This is a genomic window from Actinoplanes xinjiangensis, from assembly GCF_003148685.1.
In the GTDB taxonomy this organism is placed as follows: domain Bacteria; phylum Actinomycetota; class Actinomycetes; order Mycobacteriales; family Micromonosporaceae; genus Actinoplanes; species Actinoplanes xinjiangensis.
Window position 1 is genome coordinate 65,888 of the sequence record NZ_QGGR01000010.1, and the last position, 12,246, is coordinate 78,133.

Here is a 12,246-nt window from a genome sequence, read left to right on the forward strand (position 1 = left end):
ATGGAGCACTTCACGATTGCCACTGTCGCTGAGCAGAGCCCCGACTTCCGCCGCGTGCTCTGGACCGGAAAGCACACCCAACTCGTCATCATGACGATCCCGCCGGGCGGTGAGATCGGCGAGGAGGTCCACGAGGTGGACCAGATCCTGACCTTCGTCAGCGGTGTCGGCACCGCCGTGATCAGCGGTCAGACCCGCAAGGTCGCCCAGGGTGATCTGGTGGTCGTGCCCGCCGGTCGCAAGCACAACTTCCTCAACGAGGGGCCGAACCCGCTGGTCCTCTACACCGTCTACGGTCCGCCGGAGCACGCCGACGGTGCGGTGCACAAGACCAAGGAAGAGGCCGACGCGGCCGAGGAGGCGGGCAAGGACGAGCCGCCGACCGAGTGAATTAGTCACGACGCCGGAACCGGCCGAGGCCCCCCAGCCAGCCGGTTCCGGCGCCGTGTCGGGGTTAAAGTCCCCGGACAGCCTACCTGCCCAAGTTCACGGAAGTCGATCGAATCGATGGGCCATCCGTAACGCCTCGGCTGGATCCCGGCTGTCCGGCCACTACCGTAACGGCCGATCGCCACTAACCTGCCAGGATGGACGAGCCCCGCTGGTTGACCGAGGAGCAGCAGCACGCCTGGCGGCAGGTGGTGGAGGTGCTCGTCCGGGTCCCGGCCGCTTTGGAGGCGCAACTACAGCGCGACTCCGGTCTGACCCACATGGGCTATCTGGTGCTGATGACCCTCTCCGAGCGCCCGGACCGGCGCCTGGCGATGAGCAAGCTGGCCAAACGGGCCAGCGCCTCGCTCTCCCGGCTCTCCCACGTGGTGGCCCGCCTGGAGCAGAAGGGCTGGGTGCGCCGGGAACGGGACGCCGAGGACGGGCGGGTGCAGATCGCCGTCCTCACCGACGAGGGGCGGCGCAAGGTCGTCGAGTCGGCGCCCGGCCACGCCGAGGCGGTACAGCAGCTCATCTTCGACCGGCTGAGCCCGGCGCAGGTCCGGCAGTTGACCAGGGTCGCCGAGTCGCTGCTGGAGACCCCGCTGGAGGTCCGTTCCCGTCCCGTTTCCCGGTGAGATCTGCAAGGCTGTCCTGATCGGACCACCGACCGGTGAAAGGTGCGTGTACGGCATGAGCCAGCGGGTGCGGGGCGTGATCGCCCGGGAGAAGGGCAAACCGGTCGAGGTGACCACCATCGTGGTTCCCGACCCAGGACCGGGCGAGGCGGTCGTCAAGGTGCAGGCCTGCGGGGTCTGCCACACCGACCTGCACTATCGCGAGGGCGGGATCAACGACGAGTTCCCGTTCCTGCTCGGCCACGAGGCGGCCGGTGTGGTCGAGTCGGTCGGTGCCGGGGTGACCGACGTGGCACCCGGCGACTTCGTGGTGCTCAACTGGCGTGCCGTCTGCGGCAACTGCCGGGCCTGCAACAAGGGCAAGCCGTGGTATTGCTTCGCCACCCACAACGCGAAGCAGCGGATGACCCTGGAGGACGGCACCGAGCTGTCCCCGGCACTCGGCGTCGGCGCGTTCGTGGAGAAGACGCTGGTGCACGCCGGCCAGTGCACGAAGGTCGACCCGTCGGTCCGGCCCGCCGCGGTCGGCCTGCTCGGCTGCGGCGTGATGGCCGGCATCGGCGCGGCGATCAACACCGGCGGCGTGACCCGCGGCGACTCGGTCGCGGTGATCGGCTGCGGCGGTGTCGGCGACGGCGCGGTGGCGGGCGCGGCCCTGGCCGGCGCCACCACGATCATCGCGATCGACACCGACGACCGGAAACTGGAGTGGGCCCGCGGGTTCGGGGCGACCCACACGATCAACGCGCGCGAGGCCGACGTGGTCGAGGCGGTCAAGGCGCTCACCGGTGGCAACGGCGCCGACGTCGTGGTCGAGGCGGTCGGCCGCCCGGAGACGTACCGGCAGGCCTTCTACGCCCGCGACCTGGCCGGCACGGTGGTGCTGGTCGGCGTGCCCACCCCGGAGATGACCATCGAGCTGCCGCTGCTCGACGTCTTCGGCCGCGGTGGCGCGCTCAAATCCAGCTGGTACGGCGACTGCCTGCCCAGCCGCGACTTCCCCCTGCTCGTCGAGCTGTACAGGCAGGGCAGGCTCGACCTGGACGCGTTCGTCACCGAGGAGATCGCGCTGGACGAGGTCGAGCAGGCGTTCGGCAAGATGCACACCGGTGACGTGCTGCGCTCCGTGGTGATCTTCTGATCGCCCGGTAGTGGGCGCAGGCCGGCGTAAGACAGTCGGCCGGGTGGTCCCGACAGAGGGCGGCGGTCCGGGCGAGAGCCGGTGAACCGATGCCACCGCCGTCCTCCGGACCGACGTCCTCGACCCTCCTCAGGCTCGGATGCTTCGCCACAGGCGGCTCGCCCGGCCGGGCAGGTAGGGGGAGTCCAGGCGTTTCGCGACGACTCCCGGCAGGCCCTGCGCCTGAGCGGCCTCACACGCGAACTCGCCGCCGCCGGCGAAGAACGGGGGCGTCTGCCAGTGCGGGCCGGACAGCGCCAGGCCGTCCAGCAGCTCCCGCCGCTCGGCGTAACGGACCAGCTCCATCGTGGAGTGGCCCTCCAGCCACAGCAGGTCGTACACCAGGAACTGCACCGGCGTCCGCTCGGCCGCCCGTTTCGCCGCGGCGGCGTCCTTCGGCGCCTCGCGCCGGGCCAGCAGGCCCTGATCCGGACGGGTGCCGGCGAAGGCGACGATCTCACCGTCGAGCACGGCCTCGACCGGCGCGAGCGCCGGCCCGAGCGGCCTGACCTCCGGGAACCACCTGGTCACATCGGTTCCGGCGGCATCGGTGAGACGCAGTCTTCCCCCCGAGACGTACGCGAGGACGCGGCGCCCGCCCCACGCCATCTCGTATCCCCAGTCGGCGTCATCGGGCGGTAGCCCCGCCGACGGGGTCGCGAGCATCGGCGCCGTCGTCTCGGGCATCGGCTCCCAGCCCGGCTCGGGCGGATCCATCCGCCGGACCATCCAGTCGCGATCCTCGGTCCGGAAGAAGACGTAGCGCCCGTGGGTACGTTCCCCGTGGAAGGTGACGCCGATCTCGTCGTCGCGCCACTTGTCGGCCTCGTAGGTGCCCCGGTCGAAGATCGTCATACGGCCGCCGCCGTACTCGCCGGCCGGGATCTCGCCGGCGAACCGCAGATACTCCAGCGGGTGGTCCTCGGTGTGTTTGGCCAGGTGATTGCGGCCCTGATCGCGAGGGAGCCCGCGCGGCACGGCGAACGAGACGAGCACGCCGTCGCGTTCCAGCCGGACGTCCCAGTGCAGGCTGCGCGCGTGGTGCTGCTGGATGACGAACCGTTTCGTGTCCGTGGCCGGCGGACTGGCCGCCGGCACCGGCTCGGGGGTGCGCCGGGCGTCGCGCTTGCGCCGGTACTCGTCGAGGCGGTCGGTCATGTCTCGATTGTCTGCCCGGCCGCGGGGAGAAATACACCGGTGTAACTTGCCTCGGCACGCGACGTCAGCCGAAAGTGTCGTACCCCGGTGGTTTGCTGTCGGCATGAACCGCTCGCCGCGTTCCCTGCACCGTTTCTACGCCCGTCGCCGGGCCGTCGCCCTCGCCCGTGCGGGCCGTGCTTTCGCTGCTGTGACGGCCGAGGCGCCGGAGAATCCACAGGAGACCGTCCTCACCGCCTGCGCGCCCTGAGATTCGCCCAAATCGGACCCCGGCCTGATCGCGGGTGTTCCCCGCGACGGTTGCGGGGGGTAGTGTTCTGGCTCCCACGCGTATCCATCGACAAGAGAGCGTTGGTGTGATGAGCTTGCGCATCCTCGTGGTGGGCGCCGGTATCGCCGGCCTGGCGGCGGCCCGAGGGCTGCGCATCGCGGGCTTCCGGCCCGAGGTGGTGGAGGCGCTGCCCGCCACCGTGGTGCCCGGTGCCGGCATCTATCTTCCCGGTAACGCCTCCCGTGCGCTGCGGCTGCTCGGCCTCGACGTCCCGCTGCGCCCGCTCGGCGATCTGATCTTCCGGCAGGCCTTCCTCGACACCCGGGGCCGCGACCTCTTCGAGATGGACGCCGCCGGGCTGTGGGCGGGCGTCGGCGAGTCCCGCGCCCTGTCCCGCGCCGACCTCCAGCAGGTCCTGCTCACCGGGGTGGGCGGCGAGGTCCGCTTCGAGACCGAGGTGCGCGACGTGCAGATCGTCGACGGCGCCGCCAAGGTCGAGTTCGGCACCGGCGCGGTCACGGAGTATGACCTGGTCATCGGCGCGGACGGTCGGCGCTCGCTGATCCGCGACAAGGCCGGCCTCGGCGGCCCGGCCACCCCGACCGGCCAGATCGTCTACCGCTCGGTCGTCACCGGCGGCCCGCCGCTCACCGACTGGACCGCGGTGCTCGGCCGCCGCGCCGCCTTCGTCGCCATGCCGATGGGCGGCCGCCGGCTGTATTGCCATGCCGACGAGACCGCCCCCGACACGCCCAACCCGGAAGACCCGAAAGAGCGGCTGCGCGAGCTGTTCGGCTCGTGGGGCGGCCCGGTCCCGGCGATCCTCGACAAGATCGAGAAGGTGCAGGTCGCGCGGACCGACGAGGTCGTCCTGCGGTCCTGGTCGAACGGTCCGGTCGTGCTGGTCGGCGACGCGGCGCACGCCACCGCGCCGACACTCGCCCAGGGTGCGGCGATGTCCTTCGAGGACGGGTGGGTGCTCGGTCAGGAGCTGCGGACCGCGGCCGGTGACATCCCGGCGGCGCTGCGGGCCTATGAGGACCGCCGGCGACCCCGATGCACCGAGGTGCGCGAGCGGACCCGCGAGCGGGACCGGGCCCGCGACGTCCCGCCGTCCCTGCGCGACCCGATGCTGCGCCGCAGGGGCGCCCGCATCTTCGCCGATCATTACCGGGCCCTGGTGTCGCCGGTCTGACGTTTGGTCACCCCGCGACGGTCGGACCACCACGGGGGACTATTCTGCCACCGAGGTACGCCCGATCATCGGGGAAACCCGAGAGGGACGAACGAGACAACGGAGGCAATTCGTGACGACCGTTGCGCCGTCGCCGATCGCGAGCCGACCATACCCGGTGCGGCGGCAGGTCAAGGGTTCGGCGTTTGCTCGGATCCTGCGCACGACGGACGCGAAGCAGATCGGGATCATGTACATGATCACGGCCTTCGTGTTCTTCCTGCTGGGTGGCCTGATGGCGCTGCTGATGCGCGCCGAGCTGGCCCGGCCGGGCATGCAGCTGCTCTCACCCGAGCAGTACAACCAGCTGTTCACCATGCATGGCACGATCATGCTGCTGTTCTTCGCCACGCCGATCGTGTTCGCGTTCGGCAACTTCGTGGTGCCGATCCAGATCGGCGCGCCGGACGTGGCGTTCCCGCGGCTCAACTCGTTCGCCTACTGGCTCTACCTGTTCGGTGGTCTGATCACCATCGGCGGGTTCCTCACGCCGGGTGGTGCCGCCGACTTCGGCTGGTTCGCGTACACGCCGCTGAGCAACTCGCTGCACTCGCCGGGCGTCGGCGGGAACATGTGGGTGGTCGGCCTGGCCCTCTCCGGTCTCGGCACGATCCTCGGCTCGGTCAACCTGATCACCACGATCCTGACCCTGCGGGCCCCGGGCATGACCATGTTCCGGATGCCGATCATGACGTGGAACATGCTGGTCACCGCCCTGCTCGCGGTGATGGTCTTCCCGTTCCTGGCGGCGGCGCTCTTCGCTCTCGCCGCCGACCGTGTCCTCGGTGCCCACGTCTTCGACGTGGCGACCGGCGGCCCGATGCTCTGGCAGCACCTCTTCTGGTTCTTCGGCCACCCCGAGGTGTACATCATCGCCCTGCCGTTCTTCGGCATCATCACCGAGGTCATCCCGGTCTTCAGCCGCAAGCCGGTCTTCGGCTACAAGGGCCTGGTCGCCGCGACGCTGCTGATCGGCGCGCTGTCGATGTCGGTGTGGGCGCACCACATGTTCGCCACCGGCCAGGTGCTGCTGCCGTTCTTCAGCTTCCTGAGCTTCCTGATCGCGGTCCCGACCGGCATGAAGTTCTTCGTCTGGATCGGCACCATGTGGCGCGGCCAGATCAGTTTCGAGTCGCCGATGCTCTTCGCGATCGGCTTCCTGGTGACGTTCCTCTTCGGTGGTCTCTCCGGCGTCCTGCTGGCTTCCCCGCCGATCGACTTCCACGTCTCCGACTCGTACTTCGTGATCGCCCACTTCCACTACGTGCTCTTCGGCACGATCGTGTTCGCGGTGTTCGCCGGCATCTACTTCTGGTTCCCGAAGATGTTCGGCCGGATGCTCGACGAGAAGCTGGCGAAGATCCACTTCTGGCTCACGATGATCGGCTTCCACGGCACGTTCCTGGTGCAGCACTGGCTCGGCACCAAGGGCATGCCCCGCCGGTATGTCGACTACCTGCCGGCCGACAACTTCACCTTCCTGAACACGTTCTCCACGATCGGCTCGTTCATTCTCGGCCTGTCGACGCTGCCGTTCATCTACAACGTGTGGAAGTCGTACAAGGTCGGCAGGCTCGTCACCGTCGACGACCCCTGGGGCCACGGCAACTCCCTCGAGTGGGCCACCAGCAGCCCGCCCCCGCTCCGTAACTTCGACCGGATGCCGCGGATCCGCTCCGAGCGTCCCGCCTTCGACCTGAAGTTCCCGGAGCTGGCGGCCGGCCACTCGCTCGCCGGCCCACCCGAGGGTGGCGCCCGGCCGCTGACCGCGGAGTCCGACGGCGGCGCCACGTATCCCGAAGACGTGTCGACCGACCGCTGATCCACCGGAACGGCCCCGCTCCCTCATGGAGCGGGGCCGTTTTGTATGCGTCGCTCGTCACATGGTGTGCGTGACCAGCGGTTACGGTCAGCAACGGGTTGGCGTTGTGTCGTACCCCCACGGCAGGATGGGCGGTGGAGGTCAGGATCCAACATGTCGCTCACGCCTTACCGCGAAACACTCGCCCTGCCGAAGATCGTGTCGCTGCTGGTGGTCGCCACGCTCGCCCGCATTCCGATCGCGGCGGCGGCGGTGGTGCTCACCCTGCACGTCGTCGAAGGGCTTCACCTGTCCTACGGCGCGGCCGGGCTGGTCGGTGCGGCCATCACGATCGGCGGCTCCGTCGGCGCCCCGGTGATGGGCCGGCTCATCGACCGGTGGGGGTTGCGGCCGGTCCTCGTCCTGACCACCGTCGCCGAGGTCGTCTACTGGCTCGTGGCGCAGGCCCTGCCGTATTGGGTGCTGCTGCCCGTCGCCGCGGTCGGCGGTTTCCTGGCGCTGCCTGCGTTCTCGGTGGCCCGGCAGGCGATCGCCGCGCTCACCCCCGAGTCGCATCGACTGCCCGCCTTCGCACTCGACTCGATGACCACCGAGCTGTCGTTCATGGCCGGCCCGGCACTCGGCGTCCTGATCGTCACCACCGCCGGCTCCCGCTTCGCGATGTTCACCCTGGCGATCGGCATCCTCCTCGCCGGTATCGGCCTGTGGCTGCTCGACCCACCGGTCCGGGCCGCCCACGAGGCCCCCGTCTCCGGTGAGCGGGTGCCCCGGCGCAGCTGGCTCAAGCCCCGCTTCGTCGCGATCCTGGCCATCACGATGGCGGCCACCCTGGTCCTCTCCGGCACCGACGTCGCGGTCGTCGCCGTCCTCCGCGAGACCGGCCAGACCGAGTGGGCCGGCCTGGTCCTCTCCCTCTGGGCCCTCTTCTCCCTGCTCGGCGGTTTCGTCTACGGCATGATCAAGCGCGGCCTGCCGATGCTGCTGCTCTTCGCCCCGATGGCGGTCCTCACCATCCCCGTCGGCCTCGGCGGCGACCATTGGGCCCTGCTCGCCCTCCTGCTGATCCCCGCCGGCGCCCTGTGCGCCCCCACCATCACCGCCAGCACCGACGCCATCAGCCGCCTGATCCCGGCCGGCGCCCGCGGCGAGGCCATGGGCCTGCACAACTCGGCCCTCACCGTCGGCGTCGCCTGCGGCGCCCCACTGGCCGGCCTGGCCATCGACCATTGGGGCCCGGCTTGGGGATTCGTGGCCGTCGGGTCGGTCGGTGTCCTGGTCGCCCTGCTCGTCCTGCCCACCGAGATCCGCCACCGCCGCGACACCCGCCGGGTCCCTGGTCCTGACTCCACGCCGGTTCCCGCCGGTGGCCCAGCCGCCGCTTCCGCCGCCGCTTCCGATTCGGGTTCCGGCCCGGTCCCGGGTTCGACTGCCGGCCTGCCGGCGCCGTCGGTCGACATGGAAGCGCGGTAGGTCGTCACGGCGCGCCATTGGTTGACGCGGAGGCGCGGTCAGCGGCCACGGAGGCTCGGCCGTCACGGACGCGCCGTTGGCTGGCACGGAGGTGCCGTTGGCTGGCACGGAGGCGCGTTCAGCAGTCACGAAGTCGCGGTCAGCAGTCAGGGAGGCCCGGTCGGTCGCCGCGGAGGCGTCATAGGCCGAGTCGGGTTTCAATTCGAGGACGGCTCCTGGTTCGGGCTCCGATGCCTTCGGTGTCGGGAGTGTTGATGCGACCGTTGCTTCTGGCACGCGGCCGACAGTTTCCGGCTATGGCGCCGCATCGCCTGTTGTTGATCCGACGGTGGCCTCCGGAAGGTCGGACCGGAACGCTGACGCATAGCCATCGGAGTCGGTGCGTATTGCGACGGTATTGACCGATGAGCCTTCTTTCTGACGGTTTCTGGCTGTCATCGAGCACGAGTTGGTTGGTCCCGGCTTTCGTGGCCCGTGCTGCGGGCGATGGGGCAGGAGTTGGTTGGACCAGGGTTTCCTTCTAGTGCTGCGAGTGCTGGGGCAACAGCTGGGTTGCCTCCGCTCTCCTGACTGGTGGTGTCGCTGATGCTGGTGGGCGTGCCCGGGGCTGCGGTGGTGCCGGTGCCGGGTGCCTGTAGGGCCGGGTGTCCGTGGTGCAGGGTGTCCGTGGTGCCGGTGGACCGGCGGTACCGCATTTTGCCGTGCCGACTTGTTTTGCTGTGCTGACCTGATTTGTTGTGCTCGCCGGTTTTGCTGCACGTCGATGGCGATGAGGGCACGGCGCCGTGCCTGTCGGTTCGGTCGGCTGTGCCTATCGGTTCGCTGTTCCTGCCGGTTTCGGCCGCCTTTGACACGGCCGAGCCCGCCGGTTTCGGCAGGGATGATCGAATGTCGCAGCTCGGAGACGCTGGGCGGCGCTGGTGACGGTGTTCAGCGCACACAATCGCGGAACGTGGGCTCGGCCATACGTCATGGCCCGCACCAGCGCACACGATCCGCGGACCGTGTGCGTTCAACCCGGCTATTGCGATGGCAGCAGCCCACACAAGCGTGGTGTGTGCGCCCGTCGTCGCTCGCAGACCACTGGGGGCCCGGGGCGGTGCAGCGGTACCGAAACCGGGGGATCCTCTGCGCGGCGGTACCGGAGTCGGGTGGATTTCTTTCGGACGTGGTGCAGCGGTGCTGGAGCCGGGTGGATCTTCCTGCGGGCGGTGGTGCAGCGGTGCTAAAGCTGGGCGGATTTTATGCGGGCGGTGGTGCAGCGGTGCTGGAGCCGGGTGGAAGCGGGCGGTGGGGCGGCGGTACCGGCGCCGGCGGATTCTCGGTGGTGGTAGCCGCCGCATGTGTGCTGCTCGCCGTTGATCCCGGCCTGACGCCAAGTAGAAACGACGCCCTGACTCCGGAAGCGCTCCAGAGACGTCCGGGCATGGGATCTGCGGCCCGTACCCAGATCTTCGGGCTTCCACGATGACCGGAATCGACAAGATCGTAGGAGAGCGATGTAGGCCCTGACTTGGGAACCTTTCGGGCAGGGTCGTCAGGGTTGGTCCGATGCGGTGGATGTGTAGCCGAGTTCGGCCTGGTTCGACATGTGGCCGCTCTCAGGGTTGGTCGCCGGGCGGGGGAGACGCTGGTGTGATCCGGCTCGGGTCCGGGGCGGCCAGGCGGAGAAGGACCGGGCCCTCGCCGGGGCCGTACTTGGCGGTATACAGGGCCGTGACCCGCTCCAGGGTTTCCCGAGTGGCCGGGACCAGGGTCCAGTGGGTGGCGCCGTCGTCGGGGGTGGTGACCCGGTGGTCGGGGTGGAAGGCGTGCGGCAGGGCGGACGGATTGACGTTGACCCAGTGTTCGCCGTCGTGGACGACGTAGCGGAGTTCGTACTCGGAGGTGTCGTCGTGGACGGTGACGCGCAGCCGCATCCGGTAGTGGTCGGTGAGGGTTCGCAGGCCGACCCCGTTCCAACGGTTCTCGAAAGCTTCGAGGGCGAGTTCGCCCAGGTCACCGCGGACACGGACCTCACGCTGGGAACTCTCGCTGACCCTCCGGTCGCGGAAGATGCCGTACGTCAGCCAGTCGTCGACCCGGTAGAACGCGTGCGCGGGCCCCGTCGCGCTGATCCGCACCTGGAAGCCGGGGCGGTGCCGGGCGGGGAGTTCGGCGACGAAGTGGTCGAGTCGTTCGATGTTCTGCCGGATCGCCGTGATGGCGTCGGTGGGCGCGACCTGGCGGGCGCGTTCGGCGGCGTCGCGGGACGACGGGTCGGTCAGCATGATCCGGAAGCGGACGCCGCGGTCGAGGGCTCCCCGGACCGTTTCGGTGAAGCGTGCCCGGTGGGGGCCCTCCAGTAGCCCGGTCCAGTGTTTCCACAGGTCGACGCGGTCGTCGGCGGTTTCGATGCGCCCGATGACGGCCCGGTAGTCGAGCCGGTTGCGCCGCCGGACGGCGTTGCGGCTGAGGTAGAGGACGAGCGGTTGGAGGACCAGCACGGCGAGGGTGAGGTCGATCAGATTGGCGCCGATGCCGATCCGCAGCTCGTCAGCGAATCCGGTGGTGTGCCGCACCGGGTAGAGCAGCGCGAACGCGGCTACGAGCAGCAGCGCGCCGATCGCCGCGTACAGATAGGACAGCCGGTATCTACTGTCGGACAAGCGGCCCCGTCGCGCCATCGGCCCATGCTATCGACATCCACTGATGAAAGAGGGGGCCGCCGCCGGAAGCCGGAAGCCGGAAGCCGGAAGCCGGAAGCCGGGACCGGAAGCCGAGACCGGAAGCCGAGACCGGAAGCCGGAAGCCGAGACCGGAAGCCGAAGCCGAAGCCGCAACCGGAAGTCGGTGTCCGGGCCCGGTGAAGAGAGGGCGGCCGCCGGAAGCGGGCGTCCGGCTCAGCCTTGATCCAGGTGGAGGCGACCGGCAGAGGCGCTGAGCGGGGAGACGCCGGCCGCGTCGACCCGAGGCTGCGCGAGCACGACCTGTCTCGGACGCAGCCGGAGGGTCAGGCCGGCCGATGGGTGAGAGGTGTGTCCGGCGAGCCGCTGAGGCACCAGTCCCGGATCGAGGGCCACGGGCCGTACCCCGCGGCCATGTCGAGGTGGGCGGCGCCGTCCAGGATCGTGGTCGGGATGCCGAGTGGGACGCCGTAGTCGGCGGCGGCACCCGCCGGACAGTACGGGTCGTTGTCGGAGCACACGAGACGGGTGTGCCGGGCCGCGGCCCCGAGCTGTTCACCGGTGACGGGCGGCGGATGGAAGCCGGCGATCTCCGGGATGCCGGCGGCGACGTCCGGGCCGGGCGGGGCGACGAGCAGCACCCGGTCGACCGGCGCCGTCACCTGGCCGGTGGCGGCCGCGTGCAGCCAGAGCAGGCAGCCGAGGCTGTGGCAGACGACGGTCCGCTCGCCGGCGGGCAGCGCGCCCAGGTGGGTCCGCAACGCGGCCAGCCAGTCGGCGAGGACCGGCTGGTCGGGCTCGGGGAGCTGGGGATAGACGACATGGTGGCCGGCTGCGGCGAGTTCACCGGCGAGCCAGTGGTGCCAGTGGCCGGGTGGGCGCCTGTTCTGCCAGCCGTGCAGCAGCAGGAAGCTCATGGCGCGTCGAACTCCAGATACATCACGTGGAGACCGACCCGGCCGTGGACCGGGTGCTGGAAGGAGCGCGGAACGGTGCCGATCACCTCGAAGCCCTCGCGACGGTACAGCTCGACGGCGCTCGTGTTGGTCTCCACGACGGCGTTGAACTGCATGCCCGCATAACCCTGGCGGCGGGCCCAGTCGACGGCGAACCGGCACAGGGCCGTGCCCACGCCGCGGCCGCGTGCGGTGGCCGCCACCATGAAGCTGGCGGTGGAGACGTGCGCGCCCGGGCCGGGACGGTTGGTGCCCATCTTGGCGGTGCCCGCGACCTGCCCGTCCACGACGGCGACGACGGTCAGGCCGGGTGGCTGCTCGACCCACACGGCACGGGCCACCGGCTCGGGCATCGCCGGATCGAAGGGGAACGTCTCCTCGGCCGTGATCACGTCCTAAACGATGGCCCACACGGCGGGCCA

11 protein-coding genes are annotated in these 12,246 nt (G+C 70.0%); 7 read left to right on the top strand and 4 right to left on the bottom strand.

Annotated elements, in window-relative coordinates:
• The 3 genes from BC793_RS22725 (at position 1) to BC793_RS22735 (ending at position 2,208) form a co-directional block, all read left to right on the top strand.
• On the top strand, positions 1 to 390 hold the full coding sequence (locus BC793_RS22725) for a cupin domain-containing protein (protein WP_109595411.1): 390 nt from the start codon (positions 1 to 3) through the stop codon (positions 388 to 390).
• Positions 391 to 587: 197 nt separating this feature from the next.
• Positions 588 to 1,067, top strand: coding sequence for a MarR family winged helix-turn-helix transcriptional regulator (locus tag BC793_RS22730; protein WP_109595413.1), 480 nt, complete (start codon positions 588 to 590; stop codon positions 1,065 to 1,067).
• Positions 1,068 to 1,122: 55 nt separating this feature from the next.
• Positions 1,123 to 2,208 (top strand): S-(hydroxymethyl)mycothiol dehydrogenase, encoded by a 1,086-nt coding sequence (locus BC793_RS22735; protein WP_109595415.1) that lies wholly within the window; start codon positions 1,123 to 1,125, stop codon positions 2,206 to 2,208.
• A gap of 129 nt (positions 2,209 to 2,337) precedes the next feature.
• On the opposite strand, the gene BC793_RS22740 is transcribed toward BC793_RS22735, so the two are convergent.
• The gene (locus BC793_RS22740) at positions 2,338 to 3,405 is read right to left on the bottom strand and encodes a DNA polymerase ligase N-terminal domain-containing protein (RefSeq protein ID WP_109595417.1); all 1,068 of its coding nucleotides are present in this window, start codon (positions 3,403 to 3,405) and stop codon (positions 2,338 to 2,340) included.
• 103 nt (positions 3,406 to 3,508) lie between these two features.
• Here BC793_RS22740 and BC793_RS49690 point away from each other — a divergent pair, with 103 nt between their 5' ends.
• The 4 genes from BC793_RS49690 to BC793_RS22755 all read left to right on the top strand — a co-directional run bounded on the left by BC793_RS49690 (position 3,509) and on the right by BC793_RS22755 (position 8,202).
• Entirely contained in the window at positions 3,509 to 3,655 is a 147-nt protein-coding gene (locus tag BC793_RS49690; RefSeq protein ID WP_158319331.1) for a hypothetical protein, read from the top strand.
• A gap of 109 nt (positions 3,656 to 3,764) precedes the next feature.
• On the top strand, positions 3,765 to 4,871 hold the full coding sequence (locus BC793_RS22745) for an FAD-dependent monooxygenase (RefSeq protein ID WP_109595419.1): 1,107 nt from the start codon (positions 3,765 to 3,767) through the stop codon (positions 4,869 to 4,871).
• A 112-nt stretch (positions 4,872 to 4,983) separates the two neighbouring features.
• Positions 4,984 to 6,732 carry an aa3-type cytochrome oxidase subunit I gene (gene ctaD / locus BC793_RS22750; protein WP_109595421.1) on the top strand — a complete coding sequence of 583 codons (1,749 nt, stop codon included), beginning with the start codon at positions 4,984 to 4,986 and terminating at the stop codon, positions 6,730 to 6,732.
• A gap of 153 nt (positions 6,733 to 6,885) precedes the next feature.
• Positions 6,886 to 8,202 (top strand): MFS transporter, encoded by a 1,317-nt coding sequence (locus tag BC793_RS22755; protein ID WP_109595423.1) that lies wholly within the window; start codon positions 6,886 to 6,888, stop codon positions 8,200 to 8,202.
• A gap of 1,601 nt (positions 8,203 to 9,803) precedes the next feature.
• Here BC793_RS22755 and BC793_RS22760 read toward each other — a convergent pair.
• From BC793_RS22760 to BC793_RS22770, 3 genes are all read right to left on the bottom strand, one after another.
• Positions 9,804 to 10,868, bottom strand: coding sequence for a hypothetical protein (locus tag BC793_RS22760; RefSeq protein WP_146246391.1), 1,065 nt, complete (start codon positions 10,866 to 10,868; stop codon positions 9,804 to 9,806).
• 326 nt (positions 10,869 to 11,194) lie between these two features.
• A complete protein-coding gene (locus BC793_RS22765; RefSeq protein WP_109595427.1) occupies positions 11,195 to 11,785 on the bottom strand; it encodes an RBBP9/YdeN family alpha/beta hydrolase in 591 nt (196 codons plus the stop codon).
• Complete coding sequence (locus BC793_RS22770) at positions 11,782 to 12,216, bottom strand: GNAT family N-acetyltransferase (protein WP_239170277.1); 435 nt, start codon at positions 12,214 to 12,216, stop codon at positions 11,782 to 11,784. Before BC793_RS22770 ends, BC793_RS22765 begins: the two co-directional genes overlap by 4 nt.
• Positions 12,217 to 12,246 lie beyond the last annotated feature (30 nt).